Annotated in this window: 18 protein-coding genes and 1 pseudogene; 2 read left to right on the top strand and 17 right to left on the bottom strand. The window is 72.3% G+C overall.

Annotation, left to right across the window (positions count from 1 at the left end):
• Nucleotides 1-199 precede the first annotated feature (199 nt).
• From BIV23_RS09070 to BIV23_RS09030, 9 genes and pseudogenes are all read right to left on the bottom strand, one after another.
• A pseudogene (locus BIV23_RS09070) lies at nt 200-1,492 on the bottom strand (MFS transporter); the annotation flags it as partial.
• Nucleotides 1,447-1,953 carry a GNAT family N-acetyltransferase gene (locus BIV23_RS09065; RefSeq protein WP_071380260.1) on the bottom strand — a complete coding sequence of 169 codons (507 nt, stop codon included), beginning with the start codon at nt 1,951-1,953 and terminating at the stop codon, nt 1,447-1,449. The pseudogene BIV23_RS09070 and the gene BIV23_RS09065, both read right to left, overlap by 46 nt.
• 1 nt (nt 1,954) lies before the next feature.
• Nucleotides 1,955-3,148: a type III PLP-dependent enzyme gene (locus tag BIV23_RS09060; protein ID WP_071380259.1), complete on the bottom strand. Its 1,194-nt coding sequence runs from the start codon at nt 3,146-3,148 to the stop codon at nt 1,955-1,957.
• Complete coding sequence (locus BIV23_RS09055) at nt 3,145-4,434, bottom strand: DUF6271 family protein (RefSeq protein ID WP_071380258.1); 1,290 nt, start codon at nt 4,432-4,434, stop codon at nt 3,145-3,147. Before BIV23_RS09055 ends, BIV23_RS09060 begins: the two co-directional genes overlap by 4 nt.
• Nucleotides 4,431-5,465: a phytanoyl-CoA dioxygenase family protein gene (locus tag BIV23_RS09050; protein ID WP_071380257.1), complete on the bottom strand. Its 1,035-nt coding sequence runs from the start codon at nt 5,463-5,465 to the stop codon at nt 4,431-4,433. The genes BIV23_RS09055 and BIV23_RS09050 overlap by 4 nt, the downstream gene beginning before the upstream one ends.
• A gap of 120 nt (nt 5,466-5,585) precedes the next feature.
• A complete protein-coding gene (locus tag BIV23_RS09045; protein WP_071380256.1) occupies nt 5,586-7,073 on the bottom strand; it encodes a glycoside hydrolase family 3 protein in 1,488 nt (495 codons plus the stop codon).
• A gap of 8 nt (nt 7,074-7,081) precedes the next feature.
• On the bottom strand, nt 7,082-7,912 hold the full coding sequence (locus BIV23_RS09040) for a carbohydrate ABC transporter permease (protein WP_071380255.1): 831 nt from the start codon (nt 7,910-7,912) through the stop codon (nt 7,082-7,084).
• The gene (locus tag BIV23_RS09035) at nt 7,909-8,901 is read right to left on the bottom strand and encodes a carbohydrate ABC transporter permease (RefSeq protein ID WP_071380254.1); all 993 of its coding nucleotides are present in this window, start codon (nt 8,899-8,901) and stop codon (nt 7,909-7,911) included. The genes BIV23_RS09040 and BIV23_RS09035 overlap by 4 nt, the downstream gene beginning before the upstream one ends.
• 83 nt (nt 8,902-8,984) lie before the next feature.
• Nucleotides 8,985-10,262 carry an extracellular solute-binding protein gene (locus BIV23_RS09030; RefSeq protein ID WP_071380253.1) on the bottom strand — a complete coding sequence of 426 codons (1,278 nt, stop codon included), beginning with the start codon at nt 10,260-10,262 and terminating at the stop codon, nt 8,985-8,987.
• A 313-nt stretch (nt 10,263-10,575) separates the two neighbouring features.
• Here BIV23_RS09030 and BIV23_RS09025 point away from each other — a divergent pair, with 313 nt between their 5' ends.
• Nucleotides 10,576-11,364 (top strand): GntR family transcriptional regulator, encoded by a 789-nt coding sequence (locus BIV23_RS09025; RefSeq protein WP_071380252.1) that lies wholly within the window; start codon nt 10,576-10,578, stop codon nt 11,362-11,364.
• Between the two features lie 23 nt (nt 11,365-11,387).
• On the opposite strand, the gene BIV23_RS09020 is transcribed toward BIV23_RS09025, so the two are convergent.
• The 3 genes from BIV23_RS09020 to BIV23_RS09010 form a co-directional block, all read right to left on the bottom strand.
• Nucleotides 11,388-12,956 carry an MmgE/PrpD family protein gene (locus BIV23_RS09020; RefSeq protein WP_079173038.1) on the bottom strand — a complete coding sequence of 523 codons (1,569 nt, stop codon included), beginning with the start codon at nt 12,954-12,956 and terminating at the stop codon, nt 11,388-11,390.
• 93 nt (nt 12,957-13,049) lie between these two features.
• Complete coding sequence (locus BIV23_RS09015; RefSeq protein ID WP_071380251.1) at nt 13,050-13,418, bottom strand: nuclear transport factor 2 family protein; 369 nt, start codon at nt 13,416-13,418, stop codon at nt 13,050-13,052.
• A gap of 49 nt (nt 13,419-13,467) precedes the next feature.
• A complete protein-coding gene (locus tag BIV23_RS09010; RefSeq protein ID WP_071380250.1) occupies nt 13,468-14,430 on the bottom strand; it encodes a diacylglycerol/lipid kinase family protein in 963 nt (320 codons plus the stop codon).
• Nucleotides 14,431-14,656: 226 nt separating this feature from the next.
• Here BIV23_RS09010 and BIV23_RS09005 point away from each other — a divergent pair, with 226 nt between their 5' ends.
• Nucleotides 14,657-15,535 (top strand): maleylpyruvate isomerase N-terminal domain-containing protein, encoded by an 879-nt coding sequence (locus BIV23_RS09005; protein ID WP_177239800.1) that lies wholly within the window; start codon nt 14,657-14,659, stop codon nt 15,533-15,535.
• Nucleotides 15,536-15,618: 83 nt separating this feature from the next.
• On the opposite strand, the gene BIV23_RS09000 is transcribed toward BIV23_RS09005, so the two are convergent.
• From BIV23_RS09000 to BIV23_RS08980, 5 genes are all read right to left on the bottom strand, one after another.
• Nucleotides 15,619-16,800 (bottom strand): cytochrome P450, encoded by a 1,182-nt coding sequence (locus tag BIV23_RS09000; RefSeq protein ID WP_071380248.1) that lies wholly within the window; start codon nt 16,798-16,800, stop codon nt 15,619-15,621.
• Between the two features lie 145 nt (nt 16,801-16,945).
• Nucleotides 16,946-18,415: an MFS transporter gene (locus BIV23_RS08995; protein ID WP_079173036.1), complete on the bottom strand. Its 1,470-nt coding sequence runs from the start codon at nt 18,413-18,415 to the stop codon at nt 16,946-16,948.
• 168 nt (nt 18,416-18,583) lie between these two features.
• Entirely contained in the window at nt 18,584-19,351 is a 768-nt protein-coding gene (locus BIV23_RS08990; protein WP_071380383.1) for a thioesterase II family protein, read from the bottom strand.
• 29 nt (nt 19,352-19,380) lie between these two features.
• A complete protein-coding gene (locus BIV23_RS08985) occupies nt 19,381-20,373 on the bottom strand; it encodes an LLM class flavin-dependent oxidoreductase (protein WP_071380247.1) in 993 nt (330 codons plus the stop codon).
• The gene (locus BIV23_RS08980) at nt 20,370-21,971 is read right to left on the bottom strand and encodes a long-chain-fatty-acid--CoA ligase (protein ID WP_071380382.1); all 1,602 of its coding nucleotides are present in this window, start codon (nt 21,969-21,971) and stop codon (nt 20,370-20,372) included. The genes BIV23_RS08985 and BIV23_RS08980 overlap by 4 nt, the downstream gene beginning before the upstream one ends.
• Nucleotides 21,972-21,993 lie beyond the last annotated feature (22 nt).

Genomic DNA, 21,993 nt, shown 5'->3' with positions numbered 1-21,993 from the left:
GGCCCCGACGGTGCTCCGACGAGCACGACCGGTCCGAGTGCGAGCGTAAGCGGCCACCCCGCCCCCCGCGGGGAACGCCACACCCGCGGCACGGCCACGGGGCAGCGCGCGGCGTTCAGCGGTCGGCGGGCTCGGGCGGGACGGAGCCGGAAGAGGATCACCGGCAGGACGAGGGCCGCGGCGACGGCGTTCGGCCCGCCTACGCCCTCTGGCTCCCCGTCGGCGCCCGTCCCACGCGCGGCCCGGCTGGAGCCGCTACGGCACCGCGACCGGTGGCAGGTTCCCTCCCCTGCTCCGGAGCGGGTTCCCGGGTGCGCCAGGGGATGCGGAACGCCGTCAGGGTGACGGTGAGGGCGGAGGCGGCGACCAGGGCCATGCCCAGGGTCAGGTTCGCCGCGCTCGCGACGAAGCCGATCAGGGCGGGCCCGGCCAGCAGGCCCGTGGTGCCCATCGCGGCGACCAGGGCCAGCGCGTTTGAGCCGTGGCCGGCGGCGGCGACGTAGACGCACGGGGTGACGGCGGCGGCGCCGAGGCCGACGCAGGCGAAGCCGAGGAGGGTGGGGACCACTCCCCCGGCCGCCAGGGCGACGGCCAGGCCGACGGCCGCGACCGCGCTGCCGACCCGGACCACCCGGCCGTCGCCCCAGCGGGTGCGCCAGCGGTCCGCGCACACCCGGGCCAGCAGCATCATCACGGAGACGACCGCGATGCCCAGGGGCGCGACCGTCGCGGACGCCTTGACGACGTCCTTCAGATAGAGGGTCGACCAGTCGTTCATGGCGCCCTCGGTGATCGTGCCGAAGGCCATCGCGCAGCCCATGAGGAGCGTGGTCGCCGAGGGCAGGGTCCAACGGCCCTTCCGCTTCGGCTCGTCGGGGGCCGCCGGGTCCGTGTGGCGCAGCAGGGCGGGGCGGGCGACGGCGAGCAGGAGCAGCAACAGGGCAGCGGCGAGGGCGAAATGGGCCGGGACGGACGCCGTCAGCGCGGTCACGCCCGAGGCCAGCAGGGCGGCGGCGAGCAGGCCCGCGCTGAAGGTGGCGTGCAGCTGGGACATCGCGGTACGCCGGTACGTCTTCTCCAGCGCCGCGCCCTGGGCGTTCATGGCGACGTTCAGGCAGCCGACCAGGACGCCGTCCGCGCAGACGGTGAGCAGGGCCAGCGGGTAGTCCGGTACGGCCGACAGCGCGGCCAGGACGGCGATCAGGCACGCGGCCGAGGCGAGCGACAGGCGCCGGGAGCCGAGGCGCCGCATCAGCACGGCGACCAGCGGGAAGGAGGCCGCCGCCCCGGCCCCGCAGGCCATCAGCAGCAGGCCCACCTCCCCGGCCCCGAGGTCCAGCCGGGTCTTCAGCGCGGGCAGGCGCGAGACCCAGGTGCCGTACTGGAGGCCGAGGAAGCAGAAGAGCGCGGCGACGGACCACTTGGCGCGCGCGGCGGAGGGGGCCGTCATCGGCTCGCCTCCCGCAGTGCGGTCAGCTGTGCCGACATGTAGACCGCGCCGCTGCCGTAGCCGGCGGGCGGGCTCGCCTCGGGGTGGGGGCGGTAGCCGTTGGACCGCCAGAAGGGCTCCTTGCCGGCGACCGCGATCAGCGACATGGTCGCGAAGCCGCGGGCCCGGGCCAGGTCCGTCAGGTGGCGGACGAGACGGGTGCCGAGTCCTCGTCGGCGCTGGGGTGTCGCGATGACGATGTCGTGCAGATGGAGGTTGGCGGAACAGGGCGCCGTGTCCTCGGGGCGCGCCAGGTCAGGGTAGCGGAATCTCGGGTACGGCAGGGCCAGGACGTAGCCCGCGACCCGGCCGCCCCGCTCCAGGACGAGGCAGGTGCCGGCCGCGGCCCGGGACCGCAGCGCGGACTCGCCCTCGGTGAGCGAGGTGCCCGTGTACGCCTCGGCCTCCAGGGCCGCCACCTGGGGCCAGTCGGCGTCGGTGACCTCCCGTATGAGGTCTCGCATGTCAGTCGTGTCCTTCCTGGCCGCGTACGCAGACGCAGGGCAGCGGGCGGATGCCGTTGAAGCCCTGGGTCATGTAGCTGGTGGCGTAGGCGCCGGCGGACAGGATCCAGACCGGGTCGCCGGAGGTGAGGGAGGCGGGGACGCTCACCGGGTGGCGGCCGTCGCCGTAGGCGTCGTCGCTGTCGCAGGTGGGCCCGGCGACGACCGCGTGGACGTGCTCCCGCTCGTCAAGGTGGCCGGGGAAGACCATCCGGTGCGTCAACTGGTCCATCTCGTAGAGGCCGTTGAACTTGCCGCAGCTCAGGTAGAGCCAGTACACGTCCGTGCCGTCCGGCTGCCGGCGACGGGTCAGCCGGGAGACATGGGCGCGGACCGCGCCGTGGTCGGCGACCAGGTGACGGCCGGGCTCCACGACGAAGGCGAGCGGGGAGGGGGTGAGGCCGCGCAGGCGGTCCATGCCCTCGCGGAGCACGGTGAGGATCTTGTCCAGCGGCGGGTCGAGGGGGTTGCCGCGGCGGTCCCGGTAGCCGAGCGCGGGCAGGCCGCCGCCGAGGTTGACGTGATCGAGTGCGATCCCCCGCCCGGCCAGGGCGGCCATGGTCTCGGCGAGGGTGTCGAGGGCCTGCTGCCAGGCCTCGCAGGTCATCTGCTGGGAGCCGACGTGCACGGACAGGCCGGCCGGGGTGAGTCCGGCCGCGCGGGCCGTATCCAGCACGCGGACGGCGTCGTCGGGGGCGCAGCCGAACTTGCGGTTCAGGCCCCACAGGGCGCCGTCACCGCTGGTGGCGAGGCGGCAGAACACCCGGGAACCGGGTGCGTGCCGGGCGATTGCCCGGACGTCCTCGACGCTGTCGGTGGCGAAGGTGCGGACACTCAGGCGGTGGGCTTCGGCGATGTCGTGGTCGGACTTGATGGTGTTGCCGTAGTGGATGCGGGCGGGGGCGACGCCGGTGCGGAGCGCCTGGGTGATCTCGGCGGGGCTCGCCGCGTCGAAGCCGGCGCCGCGCTCCGCGAGGGCGCGCAGGACCTCGTCCTCGGGGCACGCCTTCAGGGCGAAACGGATGTGGGCGCCCGGCAACTCGTCGGCCAAGGCGTCGAATTGGCGCTCGATGCCGGTGAGGTCGTAGACGATGCGGTCGGTTCCGGCGGCGGAGAGCGAGGCGGCGAGAGCATCGTCCGGGTGCGGGACGTTCATGGAGCGGCTGCCTTGATCAGTGCCGGCCAGGCCTCGATCAGCTGGGCGAAGGACTCGATGTCCGCCTCGGCCTCGTCCAGCAACCGCCCGCGTTCTGCGGCCAGTCGGTCGGCGAACCCGGCGTAACGGCCGCCGAGCTTGCGGTACGCCGTGTCCACCCTGTCCAGTCGCCACACGTTCTCGGCGCGGTCCAGCCCGGTGCTCGCGCGCAGGAAGTCCACGATCCGGTCGGGGCGGACACGGTGGCCGCTGTCCAGCAGGGTGTCGCCCGCGTCGGTCATGCGGTCGTAGACGTCGTGGAAGTACAGCATCGACAGCAGGAACTTCACGAACCGGCGCTGGTAGGCCGGGAAGCCGGTGTCGGTGCGGCGTTCGGGGGTGTGGAAGTTCTCGATGTGGCGGTTGTGCAGGATGCCGGGCAGGCCGGCGTCGTGGACGAGGTGGAGGAGGAAGTAGTCGCTGCCGATGGTGTCGGTGGCGGGGGGCAGTGGGACGCGTTCGTAGACGTCCCGGTCGAAGGCGACGTTGCACATGTCGACGCGCATCGGGTCGACCACGGTGAGGGTGGCGAGGTCGGCGGTGAAGGGGGTCGTGCCCGCGCCCGTGAAGGACTCCTCCACCAGGGCCCGCTTGCGTTCCTCGGACCAGCCGCCCGGGGCCCACAGGCTCACCACGTCGTGGTAGACGCCCTCGTCCGCGCGGCGTATCTCCGCTAGGTCGACGGAGAGTTCACCGATGAAGGACGCTCCGGCGAGGGAGACCGGGCGGGACAGCCGGTCCGGGGTGAGGGTGGTGCGGGTGACCGTGGCGGTGGCCTCCCGGGCCGGCCGGCCCAGGAACGGCAGCTCGTGGTGGACGGGGAACACCGGTCGCCCGGCGTGGCGTTGGTAGGCGCTGTCGGAGTCCCTGCGGTGCAGCGAGGTGCAGCCGAGGGCGGCGGCGAGCAGGAAGGCGCGGTCGGTGCAGGCGCCGTAGGAGACGGCGGGCGGGAGCAGGAGGCCGAGCAGCCGGTCGGGGCCGGGCAGGCCCGCGCGTTCGATGGTCCGGAGCAGGAAGACCCGCTGGGCGTCCTCGTCGAGGTGGTGGACGGTGACGCCGGCCGCCCGGGGCAGCTCGGCGACGACCCGGGTGTGTGCGGCGCGGGTGCGCGCGTCGGAGGAGTCGAGGATCAGCAGCTGGACGTCGGCGTCGAACCGTTCGGCCGCGTAGCCGGCTTCCTGGTGGAGGGCGGCGATGGCGGCGGGGCAGGGGCGGTTCGTGGGCAGGCAGAGACAGACGCGGTTCACGGTGCCTCTTTTGCCGGGGCGGTCCAGGAGTCCAGGCCGAGGAGCCTTCTGCCCAGGGGGGTGAGGGTGGCGGGGCCGTAGCGATCCGCCTCGGGGGTGCGGGCGTCGCCGAGGAGGGTGGCGTTCCAGTCGGGGGTCGCGAGGGTGCGCCAGGAGTCGACGCGGGAGTCGCGCAGGGTGGTGTGCTCCTCCAGGGCGGGCATCATCGACAGGTACTGGACGGCTCGGACACCGTTGTCAGAGAGGTTCGGTGCGACGCCGTGCGCCAGCAGCCCGTTGAAGATCAGCAGGTCACCGGCCTGGAGGTCGGGGCGGATCACCGGGAACTCGGCCCGGTCGGTGCCGGGGCGGACGGGGTCTCGGCCCGGTGGCCGGGTGAGGCGCCACTCCTCGAAGCGGCGGAACAGCTCCGGGGCGCACTGGAAGCCGCCGAGTTCGGGCCGGGTGTCGTTGAGGGCGATGATGCCCTGCACGCGCTGCGGGAGCACGGCGAGGGTGGTGTCGACGTCCCAGTGCAGCTCGATGTCGAAGCCCTCGTCGGTGGGTTCGATCAGGGAGCGGGAACGGGTGCGGATGTTGGGCGGGTTGAGGTTGAGCCGGTCGAGGGTGACCCACAGCTCCTCGCAGTCCCAGATGTCCGCGAAGGCGTCGTGGACCCGCTGGTTCTGGCGGCTGTCCCAGAGGAGCTGGTGGTGGTACGACTCCACGAAGCCGTAGATGAACAGGTGCTGGTCGAGTTCGGAGCGGAACTCCGGTTCCTCGTACCAGGATTCGGGGTCGTCGGGGTCCAGTTCCTGGAACCGCCAGGCGAAGTCGAGGAGTTGCTTGGCCTCGCCGGGAGTGATGGCCTCGCGGACGACGACGTAGCCGTACGTCTGCCAGAACGTGAAGTCCTCTTCCGAGAGCACCCGCAGGGGCTGGGACTTCTTCAGGTCGCGCAGGGGGGTCGGGGTGAGGTAGGTCTCGCCGTCGGCGCTGAAGTAGGGGCGGGGCGAGGCGGCGCGGTGGAGGAAGGGGTGGGGCGTCTGCATGCGATTCCTCTGGAAAACAAGGTCGAACAGGTGCGAGCACGTGCGGTTGAGATCCGGGAGAAGAGCACGATCGAGCGGGCCGCCCGCGGGGGTGCGGACGGCCGGTGGTGGCCGCTTCGGTCAGCCGGCGACGACGGCCTCGGCCGCCGCCACCCCGCAGACACGGGCGGCGCCGTAGGTGGCGATGTGCAGGGCGCCGCGCGGGGCGCTCTGGGGCAGGCCCATCTCCACGACGATCGTGTCGGGGCGGGCGGCGAGCAGGGTGTCGAGGGCGGCGCCCATCCAGGGGTGCCGGTGTTCGTCGCGGACGACGGCGACGATACGGCGGCCGTCGGCGGCGGCGAGGGCCTGCGCGGCGGCGGCGTCGCCGGTGCAGGAGCCGGCGGTGGTGCCGGGCAGCAGCCGGCGCAGTTCGGCGGCCGGGCCCCAGGGCGTCTGGTCGCCGACGGCGATGTTGCGGGCGGGCTCGAACTGGGCGACGTGCACCGGGGTGTCGAGCGGTGCGACGGCGCCGGTGCGGGTCACGCGCAGCGCCCGGCGGGCTGCGATCAGGCCGATCACGGGGTCGGGCGCGGTGCCCGGTCCGGCCGGGCGGGCCTCGGCGGTCCAGCGGGCGAGGTCGCGTACCCGGGCGGCGGCGTCGGCGAGCCGTTCCTCGGGCAGTTCGCCGGAGCGCACGGCGGCCACGAGCGCGTCCCGCAGGCCGAGGACGGTGCCCTCGTCGCACAGGCCGCCGCCGACGCAGATGGCGTCGGCGCCGGCCGCGATGGCGAGGACGACGCCGTGCTCCAGGCCGTAGGTGCCGGAGATCGCGCGCATCTCCATGCCGTCGGTGACGATCAGGCCCTGGTAGCCGAGTTCGCCGCGCAACAGGTCGGTGAGGACGCGTGAGGAGAGGGTGCCCGGCCGGTCGGGGTCGAGGGCCGGGACGAGGATGTGCGCGCTCATGATCGCGCGAGTGCCGGCGGCGATGGCCGCGCGGAACGGGGGCAGTTCGCGGGCGTACAGCGTGTCGGTGTCGACGTCGATGCGGGGCACGTCGTGGTGGGAGTCGACGTTGGTGTCGCCGTGGCCGGGGAAGTGCTTGGTGCAGGCGGCGACACCGGTGGACTGCAGGCCCTCGACCCAGGCGGCGGTGTGCCGGGCGACCAGGTCGGTGCTCGCGCCGAAGGACCGTACGCCGATGACGGGGTTGTCGGGGTTGGCGTTGACGTCGGCGGAGGGTGCCCAGTCGAAGGTGACGCCGCAGGCGGCGAGGCGCCGGCCGAGCTCGCGGGAGACGGCCCGGGTGAGGTCCGGGTCGTCGACGGCGCCGAGGGCGTGGTTGCCGGGGAAGGAGGAGCCGGTGCGGACATCGAGGCGGGTGACGTCGCCGCTCTCCTCGTCGATGGCGACGAGGAGGTCGTCCCGTTCGGCGCGCAGCTGCCCGGTCAGCGCGGTGACCTGCTCCTCGGTGACGACGTTGCGGCCGAACAGGGCGACGGAGGCGAGGCCCTCACCGAGGCGGCGGCGCACCCAGTCGGGCGCGGTGGTGCCGTCGAACCCCGGCTGGAGCACCGCGAGGGCGTCCCGGGTGAGGGTGTCAGGGCCGGTGGCGAGTGTGGTCATCGGCGGGGTCATCCCTTCACGGCGCCGTCGGTCAGACCGCTGACAGCCTTGCGTTGCAGGAAGATGAAGAGGATCAGGATGGGCAGCGCGAACAGGGACGAGGCGGCCATGGTGGCGCCCCAGTCGTCGCCGAAGGCGGTCTGGAACTGCGACAGCCACAGCGGGAGGGTCTGCTTGTCGTTGGCCTTGTTGAGGATCAGGACCAGCGGGAACTCGTTCCAGGCGGTGATGAAGCCGAACAGCGAGGTCGCCATGAGGCCGGGCGCGAGCAGCGGGAAGATGACCTTGACGAAGGCCTGGGTGCGGGTGCAGCCGTCGACCATCGCGGACTCCTCCAGTTCCTTCGGCACGGCGGCGACGTAGCCGCGCAGCGTCAGGACGGTCAGGGGCAGCACCATGACGGCGTAGAAGGCGGTGAGCGGGACCAGGCTGTCCAGCATGTCCGCGTCCCGGACGATCATGTAGATGGCGATGATCATGACCTCCCAGGGGGCCATCTGCGCCAGCATGAACGTCACGATGAGGCCGCGCCGGCCCTTGAACCGCAGCCGGGCGAGGGCGAAGGCGGCGAACAGGGCGATGACGAGGGAGATCAGCACCGAACAGACCGTCACCGTCACGGAGTTGCCGACCAGTGTCCAGAAGTTGTCCGCGTCGACGGCCTTCTGGAAGTGGCTGAAGGTGAGGTGCGTCGGGAACCACACGGGGTTCTCGGAGATGATGTCGCCGGTCGGTTTGAAGGCCGTGGCGAACATCCAGTAGACGGGGAACACGAGGCCGGCGAAGAGGACGACGGCGGTCGCGTTGGGCCAGATGCGGCCGAAGAGCGAGCGCTTCACAGCTCGTCCTCCTCTTGCTTGAGGACCATGCGCAGGTAGTACGAGGTCATGACGAGCAGCACCAGGACGGTCAGGAACGAGATGGCCGCGCCGACGCCGAAGTGCTGGTTGCCGACGCCCTGGACGAAGGCGTAGATCGGCAGGGTCTCGGTGAGGTGGTCCGGGCCGCCCTCGTTGATCGCGAAGATCTGTGGGAACGCCTTGAAGATCCAGATGACTTCCAGGAAGGTCGTCGAGTACAGGAAGGGCTTCAGGAACGGGAAGGTCACCGAGGTGAAGCTCTTCCAGGCGCCGGCGCCGTCCAGGGCGGCCGCCTCGTACAGCTCCCTGGGGATCGTGGTGGTGGCGGCGTAGAGGTTGATCGCCACGAAGGGGATCGACTCCCAGACCAGCAGCAGGATGACCACGGAGAAGGTGGAGGTCTGGGTGCCGAACCAGTTGTAGCCGGCCATGGAGTGCCAGCCCAGCTTGTCCAGGACCCAGTTGACGACGCCGAAGCGCTGGGCGAACAGCCACTGGTAGACGGTGGTGGCCGCGATGATCGGCATGGCCCAGGCGAGGACGAGGCCGATCATGAGCAGCAGCCGCATCTTCCTGCCGAGGCGGGCGAGCAGCAGCCCGATCAAGGTGCCGAGCACCATGATCAGGGCGACGTTGATCACGGTGAAGACGAGGGAGCGCTCGACGACGTGCCAGAAGTCCGAACCCGTCAGGACCTCTTTGTAGTTGTCGATCCCGTTCCACTCGGTGAGGTGCTGGATGAGCTGGCGCGGGTTGAGGTTCTGGAACGACAGCATGCCGTTCTTCACCAGGGGCCAGCCGAGCAGGACCAGGGTGGCCAGCAGTGCCGGCAGCAGGAGCAGATAGGGGGCGGCGGCGCGGTGGGAGGACCGGGAGCCTCGGTCCTCACCCGACGGCGGCCCGGCCGGCCGGGCCTTGCGGACAGCGGGCTCCCCGGCCGTGTCCGTGCCTTCGGTCTGCACTGACATGCGTTGTCATCTCTTCCGTGGCCGAACCGGCCGTACGAACGACTGCGCCGGGGGCGCCGGGTGCGGGCGCCCCCGGCGCTGGACTAGTTCTTCTGGGCCAGGCGCTTGTTGATCTCGGACTCGACGTCCTTGGCGGCCGCCGCGGGGTCCTTGCCGTTCAGGACCGAGGTCATGTACGACTTGATCGGGTTCGGGGTGTTCTCCACCGCGGCCCACTCGGGGATGAGCGGGGTGGTGCCACCGCCGGCGGCGGCCGGGGCGGCGGCCTCGGCGGCGGGGTTGCCCTGGACGTTGCTCTCCAGCGACGCCTTGTTCGGGACGATGCCGCTGAGCTTGGCCAGTTCGCCCTCGTACTGGTCGGACAGGGCGACCTTCAGGAACTCCTTGGCCAGGGACTGGTGCTTGCTGTTCTGGGCGACGGCGAGGTTGGAGCCGCCGAGGAAGACACCCTCGGGCTTGTCGGCACCGACGCCGGGGATGGTGAAGTAGCCGAGGTCCTTCTCGATGGCCTTGTTGGCCTGGATGGCGGTGGCGGCCTCCCAGCCCATGCCGATGAACGCGCCGGTCTTGCCCTTGGCGAAGACCTGGGCCTGCTGCGGGGTGGCCTCGTCCTTGTCCTTGGGGGCCTTGGAGTAGGAGGCGTACTTCTTGTAGGTCTCCATGGCCGCGGCGACCTTGGGGTCGGCGAGGTTGGAGACGTACGTGTCCCCCTGCTTCTTCACCAGCTCGCCGCCCTGGCCGATGATGAGGCCGTCGAAGAAGTACCAGTTCTGGCCAGGCAGGTAGAGGGGCTCGGCGTCGGTCTTCTTGCCGATGGTCTCCAGGTCCTTGAAGAACTCGTCCCGGGTCTTGGGGGTGGCGGTGATGCCGGCCTTCGCCCAGATCGCCTTGTTGTAGATGACGACGCGGTTGGCGAAGTACCAGGGGGCGGCGTACTGCTTGCCGTCGTAGACGGAGGACTGCGAGACCGACGGCGTCCAGTCGGCGCCTATCGCCTTCTTGACGTCGGCGAGGTCGGCGAGACCGCCGGTGGCCGCGTAGGCGGGGGTCTGGGTGTTGCCGACCTCCAGGACGTCCGGCGGGGTGTCCTCGGAGAGGGCGGTGGTGATCTTCTGCTGGATCCCGTCCCACTTCTGGATCTGGAAGTTCACCTTGGCGCCGGTCTGCTTCTCGAAGGCGGCCTGCACGTCCTTGGTCCACTGCGGCGGCGCCGAGCCGTCCATGGTCCAGACGGTGAGCGTCTGGCCCTTCCAGCTGCCCGGCCCCGCGTCCTTGGAGTCGTCCTTGCTGTTCCCGCCACACGCCGCAACGGAGACCATCATGCCCGCGATCGTGATCGCGGCAGCGAGCTTGCGCTTCACGCCACCCTCCTCAGGGATGCCACTTGCCCCCCACGCCCTCGGCGGTGATCTGCGTACGACGCTGGTGCACACAGGGCTCGGGACCTGGCCACTAATGGTGTAGACCAGTACGGTGGAGCTTGGCCTAGACCTTTCGGGGTGTCAAGGGTGGTCCGGGAAGCCGATTCCGGCCGTTACGAGAACGTCACCGGAGGACGTCCGTCCGCATCCGCCCCCTTCGTCCCGGGCCTCCCCGACACCGGACCGTTGGACTAGACCATAGGGCAGTCGACCGCTATAACGGGAGACCGTCGACACAGCCGGGAAGGCAGGCATGACCACCGACGTCAGCAGCGCCCAGCCGTACGAAGGGGCGCCCGGCCGCACCGCGCGCGTGCCGAAGTACTACCGGATCAAGCAGCAACTCCTCGCCATGGCCGAGGCGTTGCAGCCGGGTTCGGCCATGCCCGCGGAACGGCTGCTGGCCGTCCGGTTCGACACCTCCCGGACCACGGTCCGGCAGGCGCTCACGGAACTCGTGGGCGAGGGCCGCCTCGACCGGATCCAGGGCAAGGGCACCTTCGTCGCCCAGCCCAAGCTGTACCGCACGCTCCGGCTGACCTCGCACACCGAGGACATGCGCGCCCAGGGACTCACCCCGGCCTCGCGGATGCTGGACATCGGGGAGATCCCGGCGGACGAGCAGCTGGCGGGGCTGCTCGGCATCGGGCTCGGCGAGCGGGTGCTGCGCATCGAGCGGCTGCGGCTGGCGAGCGGTGCCCCCATGGCGATCGAGACGACCCATCTGTCCGCCCGGCGCTTCCCCGGTCTGCGCCGCACGCTCGCGGACCGGCCCTCGCTCTACACCGCGCTCGCCGAGGTGTACGGCGTCCGTCTCGCCGAGGCCGACGAGACCATCGAGACCTCGCTGTCCACCCCGCGCGAGGCGCAGCTGCTCGCCACGGACGTGGGGCTGCCGATGCTGTTGCTGTCCCGGCACTCGCGGGACGCGGAGGGCACCCCGGTGGAGTGGGTGCGCTCGGTGTACCGGGGGTCGCGGTACAAGTTCGTCGCCGCGCTGAGCCGTCCGGCGGGAGAGACGACCGTCCTGCGGCGCCCCTGAGGCAGCCGCGGGACCCTCGGCCGTCAGTCCAGGAACGCCGTCTCGATCCAGCGGCGTACCGCGCGCGGGCGCATGCGGTGCAGACGGTCCACGGTGTCGGCGACCTCCTGGGCGCCGCCCACCGACAGGAACTTCTCGCGCACCAGCTCGGAGTGGGCCGCCCGGGTGTCCGGGCCGGCCGCGCCGACCGGGATCAGCCGGGTGCGCGAGAGCGTACGGCCGTCCGTCAGCCGCACGGTGACCCGGGCACCGGTCGCCTTGGTCGACCGGGAGAAGTCCCGGCCGTCGGACCTCGCCGCGCCCACCAGATCGACCAGTTCGTCCCCGCCGAAGCCGCGCAGCCAGGGCACGGCCAGCTCGCCGGCCTCGCGCACCGCCTCGCCGAACGGAGCGTCGGACAGGAAGAGTTCGCGGGTCATGTCGGTGTCGTGCCGCAGCTGGATCCGCTTCGCCAGCGCCCATCGGTCGGGGTCGTCGAGGTGCGGCGAGGAGAAGTCGTCCACGCCGAAGCCGCCGGTGAGCAGCGTGGTCGCGACGGGGTACGGCACGTCCAGGACCAGTGCGCCCAGCGGGGAGCCGGGGCCGGTGACGTAGCGGGCGGCCCGCTCCCCCGCGAACAGGGTGTACAGGGAGGCCTCGACGACCACCTCGGCCACGTCCCGCGGCCGCACCGCGCCGAGTTCCTTGTGGATCTCGGCCGCGCAGTCCACGGCGGCGTCGATGCCGGGGCCGCCCGGGTGCATCTTGAACGACAGGGTGTCCGTGTGCCAGCGGCGGCCGAGCCCCTTGGCCACCGCCTGCGGCAGCGGCACGGTCGCGAACCGGGCGAGGAAGCCGTCGCTGTGCTCGATGATGTCCGGTGCCCCGCGCAGCCCCGCGTACGCGGCGTCGCAGGCGTCCATCGCGGTGCGCACCGGGGTGAAGGTGTTGAACAACCGGGCGTCGCTGGCGAGGAAGGCGCGCATCAGCGGCCAGTTGGGCATCGCGAAGGCCAGTCCGAAGGCGTTCTCGAAGAGCGTCGCCGGGGCCCGGTCGCAGTGCAGCCGTCCGGCCACCGCCCCGGCGAGATGGGTGTGGACGGCGCTCTGGCCGCGCAGGGGGCCGAGGGTCGCGGCGGCGGTGATCCGGGCCGCGCACTCGTTGGCGGCGACCACCGCGGTCAGCAGCGACAGCCCGTCCAGCTGGCGGGCGTAGGCGAAGGCGAGCGGCACGGCGACGGTGGAGTTCGACAGGTGTCCGGCGTACGCGGTGTCGTCCAGGTTGAGCCAGGAGCCGAGCGCGGCGAACACCCCGGCCGCCTGGCGCGGATCGCGCTGCATGGGGTGCCCGAAGGCGGCCACCAGCCGTCTGCCGAGGGGGTGTTGGAGGCCCGCTCGGATGGAGGAGATCTGGGAGAGCACCTGGCTCGCGGCGAGCTTCAGCACCCGGCACGGGATGTCGCCCGGGCGCAGGGTCGCGGCCCAGTGCGAGAGTTCGCGCAGCGGGGTGTCGGCGGGGGCGCGGCCGCGGCCGGCCCGGGACGGGGTGCCGTACGGCTCGCCCCAGTCGGCGCACAGCGCCCGGGCGACGCTCTCCGCGAGGACGGCGGTCATGGCGGATACACCTTCCGTGCGTCGAGGGGGACACGGCTGCGGGAGCACCGACGGTCCCGGTGCTCCCGCAGGGTCACACGTGCGTGGGCGGTGTCACGCGGCCGGGACCTTGTCGAGGAAGCCGTAGACACCCTTGATCCGGCCGGCCTCGTCGGTGACGAGGACGTCGAAGCCGATGGCGATCGGCTCGGCGCCCGGCTCGGTCACCAGGCCCCACTGGAAGCGGGCCTGGTTGTGGTGGGCGTCGACGGTGCCGTGCAGTTCGAAGGCGAGGCCCTGGAACTGCTCGCGGGCGCCGGCCACCACGGCGCCGAAGCCCTCGTGGCCCTCGACCGCGGCGAGCGGGTCGATGTACGGGGCGTCGGCGGTGAACAGCTCGGCGATGGCCGCGGCGCGCTTGTCGGCGTCCGCCTCGTTCCAGATGTCGAGGTAGCGGGTGACGGTGGTGGTCAGGTCGCTCATGCGGGCGATCTCCTCTGTGGTGTTCAACTTCGGCTTTCGGAAAGGTGGTTCAGGGGGTGGCCGGCGTCCACACCGGAAGCGCTCCGGGGAGCACCTCGAAGGTGGCCGTGCCGCCGATGCCGCTCTGGTACTCGCCGTCGTGCTCCAGCGGGAGGCGGCGCCCGTCGGTGCGCTCGACGGTGATCGTGCGCCCGCGGGCGTAGACGGTCGCCGGATGGTCCATGTGGGCGGCGTCCAGGGTCAGTCCGGGGACCTGGTCCGCCGGGACGCCGCCGCCGATGACACAGACGTCCAGCAGCCCGTCGTCCAGCAGCGAGTCGGGCAGCACCAGGAACCGGCCGCCCCGGTAGCGGCCCCCGCCGACGTTGGCGAGGACCGTGGGGCCCTCGTGCACCACCCGGCCGTCGACCGTCACGCGGCCCGGGTACGGCGGGTAGCCGGCGGCCGTGTCGGCGTAGGCGCGGGCGTAGCGCTCGCGGCCCTTCAGGGGCAGCTTCCCGGCGGTGAGCAGCGCGTCGGCGATCACGCCCGAACAGGCGCCCAGGTACACGTAGTTGCGCGTCTCGGCGAGGCGGGCCAGGTCGAGGCGGCGCAGCCGGACGCTGCCGCCGACGCCGGTGTCGGTCAGGATCGCCTTCAGCGACTCGCTCCAGGGGCGCTCGCCCCACAGCATCTTGTAGCCGGAGTTGCCGGTGCCGCCGGGCACGACGGCGAGGGCGGCGTTCCCGGTGGTGGGCACGAGTCCCTGTACGGCCTCGCGGACGGTGCCGTCGCCGCCGATGACGACGATCAGGTCGGGCGCGCCCGGGGCTGCGTCGGCCGGCCGCCCCAGGGCCCGGCGCACGGCGACCGTGGCGTCGCCCGGTCCGGTGGTGAGGTGCACCTCGGTGTGCTCCAGACAGGAGGCGCACAACTGGCGTACCTCCTCGACCAGTTCGGGCGAGTGACTGCCGGAGGCGGGGTTGCCCAGGACGAGTGCCCGGGTGGGGGCCGGGGCTGCGGTGTCTGCCATGTCGGGCGTGCTCCTTCCCGTCGGACGCACCGGCGGTCGACCGGCCACCGACGACTCTGCCAAGCACGGCTGATCCGCTGCTGACGCGCGACTGACACCGGTCCGGGCGGCACCGGTCGTGTCAGTACCCGGTCAGGCTCGGGGTTTCGAATGGATGAATCGGTGCAACTGCGGCGACTCTTCGCCGGATCGCACCACCCCCCACACCACGACAGGAGTGATGCTCATGACCACGCTGAACAGTCCGCCCCTGCCCGTCCACCGGTACACCACCGAACTCCGCCGGGAGACGGCCCGGTTCGCCGAGGCCGCCCGCACCGTCCCCCTGACGGAGCCCGTTCCGACGTGCCCGGGCTGGACGCTGGGCGACCTGGTCCGGCACGTGCGCCAGGGCCACGACTGGGCGACGACGATCCTGGCCACGCGCAGCACCGAGTTCATCCTGCCCGGCGGCGACCTGGCCGGCTCCCCGGACGAGGACAAGAGCTGGACCGAGCGGGTGGCCGAGCTCGGTGCCCGGGGCGGGGCCCAGGAGGGCCGGCTCGCCGACCCCGAGCTGCGCGCACGGTTCGTCGTCGAGGGCGCGGACCGGCTCGTCGAGGCGATCGACGGGGTGGGCCCCGAGGTGCCGGTGTGGGCCCCGCACGGCAGGCAGAACAAGGAGTTCTGGCCGCGCTGGGCGGTGTTCGAGACGGCCGTGCACCGGGCCGACGTGTACGGGATGGCCGGTCTGCCGTTCACGCCGGCCACGGAGGTCGCCCTGGACTGCGCGGACTTCTGCCTGGTCGCCTTCGGGGTGCCCGAGGCGAGGCCCTTCCTGTCGCCCCTGTTCGCCGAGGTGCCCCGCGGCGGGCAGACGCTGTGCTTCCGCTCCACGCGGGAGTCGGCGTACGGCCCGTCGAGCTGGCTGGTCACCTGCGCCGCGGGGGGCGTCGAGGTGACCCGGGAGGTCGCGGCCGGTACCCGGGCGGACGCCACCGTGATCGCCGAGCCGGCGGACCTGCTGCTGGTCGTCAAGGGGCGGCTGCGGCCGAGCAGCCCGCGCATGACGGTCCGGGGCGACCGTGAGCTGCTGGACTTCTGGCTGAGCCACGCCGTCTCCTGAGCGCAGGTCACCGGTACGGCGAAGGACCCGGGTCCGCCGAGCTCTCTCTCGGCGGACCCGGGTCCTTCGGCGTCGGCGGGGCGTCACCAGGTGACGGGCAGCTCCTCCAGGCCGTAGACGATCGTGTTCTCGCGGAAGCGGACCTCCTCGGGCGGCACGGCCAGGCGCAGCGTGGGGAAGCGGGCGAAGAGGGCGCTCAGGCACACCTCCAGCTCCATCCGGGCCAGCGAGGCACCGGGGCACAGGTGCGCGCCGAAGCCGAAGGCGAGGTGCCCGGAGGCGTCGCGGCGGATGTCGACGCGGCCGGCGCCGGGGTAGACGGACTCGTCGTGGTTGGCGGCGGGGATCGCGACGATCACACCGTCCCCCTTGCGGATCACGGCCCCGCTCAGCTCGACGTCGTCCACGGCCGCGCGGACCTGGTTGTCCTGGGAGATGGACCAGTAGCGCAGCAGTTCCTCGACCGCGGGCCGGTACAGGGCGGGATCGGCGCGCAGCGCGGCCAGTTGGGCCGGGTCGCGCAGCAGGCTCAGGACGCTGAGGCTGATCTGGTGGGCGGTGGTCTCGTGCCCGGCGACGAGGAAGAAGCGGGCCATGGCGACGAGGTCCGCGTGTGTCAGCTCGCCGGCCGCCACGTACCGTGTGGCCAGCCGGCTGATCAGGTCGTCGCGCGGCTCGGCGGTGCGCTGCGCGGCGAGCCGGTCCAGGAACCGTGTCATCTGGACGAAGGCGGCGTACGTCTCCTCGGGGCCGGCCTCCTGGGAGAGGATGACCTGGCTCTGCTCGGTGAAGTCCGCCTCGTCCTCCTCCGGGACGCCGAGCATCCGGGCGATCACCAGCGAGGGCAGCCGGAGAGCGAAGCTCCGCACCAGGTCCACCGGGTTCGGGCCCTGCTCGATCTCGTCCAGGAGCTGCGCGACGAGCAGTTCGACCTCGGGGCGCAGGGCGCGGGTGCGGCGGGCGGTGAACTCGGTCAGCGCCATCCGGCGCAGCCGGCCGTGCTCGGGGTCGTCCATGCGGCTGAACGACATCACGCCGGGTTCCGGCGGCAGTTGGATCCGGATGGGGAAGCCGGGCTGCTGGTCGTCGGCGCTGAACCGGTGGTCGTTGAGCACCTGGCGGACGTCCGCGTGCCGGGTCACCAGCCAGGCCTCGCCGCCGCGGATCCGCACGCGCAGCGGGGGTCGTTCTCTCAGCTCCGTGTAGGCGTCGGGCGGTGTGTAGGGGCAGGAACGGGGCATGGGCCAGACGGGGAGTTCTGACATGGAGTCCTCCGGCGGTGTGGCAGGAACAGCGAAGTTCGAGCCATGCTGACGAAGGGGGCTGACCGGATTCTGATGTACGGCTGACGGGCACGCGGAGTCGTGTTCCGCGTGCCCGTCGGGTGGGGCCGGTGTGGTTCGCCAGGGCTCAGGAGGCCTTCGCCCGACCCGGCAGCAGCTGGACCAGGGCGGCCACCACGGCGCAGATACCGGCCTGCACCAGCAGGCTCGTGCCGAAGGCGTGGGCGTAGGTGTGCGCGCCGGTCCCGTGGCCGACGACGCCGAAGAAGACGACGCCGATCACCGCGATGCCGATGGCGTTGCCCATCTCCTGTGCGGTGGAGAACACCCCGGAGGCGGCGGCCGCGTGGCGCGGGGCCACGCCTTCCAGGACCAGGGAGGCGAGCGGGGCGATGACGAAGCCCATGCCGAACCCGGCGACCACCATGGCCGGGATGCACCAGCCCACGGAACCGCTGCCGTCCAGCTCCCACGCGGTCACGGCGAGGGCCACGTTACCGACCGCCTGGATCAGCGCGCCGATGGTCAGGACCTGCTTGCCGAGCTTGGCCGCGACCTTCGGCGACTGCGCGGAGCCGATGAAGAAGCCGAGGCCGAGCGGGATGAACAGCAGGCCGGAGCGGAGCGCGGACAGCCCGCGACCCTCCTGGAGGTAGAGCGCGAGGACCAGGAAGAAGGAGGCCATCGCGGCGAAGAACACCAGCAGGGAGACCACGCCCACGCCGAACGCCCGGTCCTCGAACAGGCTCGGGTGGACCAGCGGCGACTTGTCGCGGGCGGCCTTGCGACGCTGGGTCCACCAGAACGCGGCCAGCAGCGGCACCGCCGCGATCAGGCACTCCCAGGTCCAGGTCGGCCAGCCCTGCTCGCGGCCCTGGACCAGCGGCACCACGATGGCGCTGAGGCCGGCGGTCACCAGGATCACGCCGGTCCAGTCGAGGCCGGTACGGCCCTCGGCCCGGGACTCGGGCACCTTCTTCGGGGTGAGCAGCAGGACGACGGCGCCGATCGGGGCGTTGATCAGGAAGATGGTCCGCCAGTCCCAGCCGAAGATGTCGGCCTTGATCAGCAGACCGCCGATCAGCTGCCCGAACACGGCCGAGGCGCCCATCGTGATGCCGTAGGCGTTGAACGCGGCGACTCGGGCCTTGCCCGTGTACGCCGTGGTCAGGATGCCGAGCACCTGCGGGATGACGAGGGCCGCCGAGGCGCCCTGCACCGCGCGCGCCACGATCAGCTCGGCCATGTTCGGGGCGATGCCGCAGGCCAGCGAGGAGAGCGTGAACAGGGCCAGGCCGATGGAAAACACCTTCCGGCGCCCGTAGAGGTCACCGAGTCGGCCGCCGGTGATGAGCATGGCGGACAGGCCGATGTTGAAGGTCGCGGCGACCAGCTGGATCTCGGCGCTGGTCGCGTGCATGTTGCGCTGGAGCGAGGGGATGGCGACGTTGACGATGAAGAAGTCGACGTTGGCGATGAAGAGTCCGGCCAGCACCACCAGGAGTGCACCCCAGGCTGGCTTGCCTCCGGCCTCCTCGGTGTCCGGTGGCGGGGCGGCCGGGGCCGCGCTGCCGGTCAGTTCCGCTTCGGTGGTCATGGACGACCCTCCTAGGTCGTTTCGTGCTGGTGGGGGGCGTGCCGACGGGGCTCCGCACGGCGTGCCGGGGCACGGGACGGCACTCGGTGCGACGGTCCTTGCGAGCACTGTCCCGCGCCCCGCTGACACGGCGCTGACGCGGACCCCGGCGGACGGTTGCCGCGGCGGTCAGCCCACGGGTCCGGCGGTCAGCCGCTGGAGCCGGTGCGCGAAGTGCGCGGTGACGGCCTGGGCGTGGGTGTCGATGTAGAAGTGGCCGCCCTCGTACTCGTTGTGCCCGAGGTAGTGGGGCGTGCGGCCGGCCCAGTGGGACATGGCGTCCGGGGCCTCCTGGAGCGGGTCGCTGCGGCCGCCGTAGGAGGCGAGCGGGCAGCTGACGCCGGCGCCGTCGTCGTCGTAGTCCCCGGCGACCCTGAGGTCGGCGCGCAGCGCGGGCACGACCAGGGCGAGCATCTCGGGGTTGTCGTAGACCTCGGCCGGGAAGGAGCCCAACTTCTTGATCCACTCGATGAGTTCGGGCTCCGGCATCCGGCTCTGCTCCTCGGTCGGCTTGAAGAAGCCGACGGGCGACCAGCCGGACATGCCGACCATGACGGGGGCCGGGCCGCCCTCCTCCTGCATGCGGATGGCCAGCCGGAACGCCAGCTGGGCGCCGAGGCAGTGCCCGAAGAAGGCGAACGGCCGCTCGTCCAGGTCGTTCAGCACCGCCTCGTGCAGGGCCTCCAGCAGCGGCCAGAAGTTCTCGTACGTCTCCTCCTCGCGGCGGTTGTGCCGGCCGGGCAGGGTGACGGCCTGCGCGGCGATGTCCGGCGGGAGCAGGCGTTCCCAGTCGCGGTAGATGATGGCGCCGCTGCCCGCGTGGGGCAGCAGGAACAGCCGGATCGAGGCGTCGGGCGAGGGCTCCACGGGGTGGAACCAGTGCCCCTCGCTGGACATCTGGCTGCCCTGGGCGGCGGTGGCGGTGGTCACGACTGGGTACTCCCAACGGTGGTGGACGGGGCGAGGGCGCGCAGCGCGGGCAGCAGCACCTCGGCGATCTCCTTCAACTGCGGCTCCGGGTCGAGGGATCCGATCCGTACGACCAGGTGCCGGGCGCCGGCCCGGACATAGCCGCCGAGCCACTCGGCGCACTTCTCGGCGCTGCCCCAGGCGTAGGCCTGGATGGTGCGCATCTGCTCCAGGGAGCGGCCGTAGTAGTGGCTGATGTAGTGCTCCAGCTCGGCCCGGGCGGCGTGCTCGTCGCTGTTCACGGTGACCGTGGCGTACAGCGCGGGTGTGACGGTGCGGCCGGCCTCCGCGGCGAGCTCCGCGAGCCGGTGGCGGGCGCGGGCGTAGGCGTCGACGTCGGGCAGGAACGGCAGCCAGCCGTCGTAGCGGGCGGCGGCGCGGGCGAGGACCTTGGGGGTGTCGCTGCCGGCCAGCCAGAGCGGGGGCCCGCCGGGGACGGCCGGTGCGGGCAGCCGGTCCAGGTGTTCGGCCTGCCAGAACCTGCCCTGGAACTCGCTGGGTTCGCCCTCCTCGCCGGACCGCCAGGCCGCGCGCCACAGCGCGGTGATCTCGTCGAGGCGTCCGACGCGGCCCTGGAAGGAGGCGCCGACGGAGGCGAACTCCGCCTCGGTCTCGGCCATCGGGAAGCCCGAACCGAGGCCGAGGACCAGCCTGTTCGCGGCGACATGGCTCAGGCTCGCGACCAGGTTGGCGCCGATGAGGGGATGGCGCAGGGCGGGGGTGAGCGCGGCCGTGCCGACGGTGATGTGCCGGGTGGCGGCGGCCGCGGCCGCGAGGACGACCAGGGGGTCCAGCCGGGGGCGGGCGGTCAGGGAGTCACCGGCCCACAGGGAGTCGAAGCCGAGCGCCTCCGCGGCCCTGGCGAAGTCGAGCAGGGGGGCCGCGGCGTAGGTGCCGTTGATGGCCTGCTCCCGGGTGGGCAGGAGGATGCCGATGCTCGGTGCGGTCACAGTGCGCTCCCCAGAGGATGCCGGGCCGGTGCCGTCAGCCGGTCCCGCACCGCGCGGCGCAGGATCTTGCCCGACGGGTTGCGCGGCAGGGCGTCCACGACGTGGTAGGTGCCCGGGATCTTGTAGTCGGCGATGCGGCCCCGCAGGGACAGCAGGAGTTCGCGGGGGGTGGCGCTCGCGCCGGGCCGCAGGACGACGGCCGCGTGGACGCTCTCGCCCCAGCGGTCGTCGGGCAGGCCGACCACGGCCGCCTCGGCGACCGCCGGGTGCGCGGCGAGGGCCTTCTCGACCTCGGCCGGGTAGATGTTCTGTCCGGCCACGATGATCGTGTCGTTGATCCGGTCGCACAGGTGGAGGTGGCCGTCCTCGTCGAGGTAGCCGGCGTCGCCCATGTGCAGCCACTCCCCCACCAGGGTGCGGGCGGTGGCCTCGGGCAGGTTCCAGTAGCCGAGCATCCGGGAGGGCGTGCGGACGCAGATCTGGCCGATGGCGCCGGGCGGCAGGGTGTCGCCGTCGGGGCCGACGACCTTGACCTCGGTGCCGGGGCAGGGCAGGCCCACCGAGGTGAGCCTGGTGCTGCCCGGGTGGTGGGCCGCCGGCGGCAGGCACACCGCCACGCTGCCGGTCTCGGTGCTGGCGTAGATCTGGGCGAACTCGCAGTCGTAGGTGGCCAGGCACTGTTTGAGCAGGGTCTCGGACATCGGCGCGGCGCCGTAGGCGATCTTGCGCAGCGAGGTGAACGCCTCGGGTCCGGCCGCCCGTTCGGCCGCCATCGCCTGGAGCATCGCGGGCGCGGCGAAGGTGGTCGTCACGCGGTGCTCGCGGATGAGGCGGACCGCTTCCTGCGGGTCGAACTGCGGCATGATCACGCTGGTGCCGCCGGCGTTGAAGGTGTGCAGGAACCAGCCGATGCCGGCGACCCCGAAGCCCGGCAGCGAGATCAGCGCGACGTCCTCGGGCAGCCAGTCGATCCAGTCGACGCCCGCGGCGCGGCTCGCGTGCGGCAGGGTGAAGAAGCTGCGGTGGGCGAGGACGGCGCCCTTGGGCAGGCCGGTCGTACCGCTCGTGTAGATCTGGATGACGGCGTCGTCCGGGCCGGTGCCGGGCGTCAGGTCGGTCTCGGGCTGGTCGGCCGCCCAGGCCGACAGGCCGGCACCGCGCGCCGGTTCGCCGTAGGGGTCGGTGCCGTCGACGCGGATCACCCTGCGCAGTCCGCGCAGTTGGTGGCGGACTTCTGCGACGGTGTCCCAGAACTCGTCGTCCACGAAGATCAGCGCGGCCCGCGAGTCGCGCAGGATGTGGTCGACCTCGTGCGGCGTGAGCCGCCAGTTGACCGGGACGAGGACGGCGCCCGCCTTGGCGCAGGCGATCATGACGAGGTAGTAGTTCGCGGACTCGCGGCCCAGGTAGGCGACCCGGTCGCCGCGCCGGATGCCGCTGGTGTGCAGGGCGTGGGCGGCGCGGTTGCTGTCGCGGTGGAACTTGTCGTAGGTGGTGACCTGGGCCTCGCAGACGATCGCCGGGTGGTCCGGGCGGCTTCCGGCGTGGGCCCGCGAGGAGTGGTGGAGCGTCCAGCGCTCCCTGGGTATGTCGGTCATCGTGGTGTCCCGTCCCTTGGTG

It is taken from the genome of Streptomyces monashensis, from assembly GCF_001866665.1.
Taxonomy (GTDB): domain Bacteria; phylum Actinomycetota; class Actinomycetes; order Streptomycetales; family Streptomycetaceae; genus Streptomyces; species Streptomyces monashensis.
This window is presented reverse-complemented; position numbering and strand designations above follow the sequence as displayed.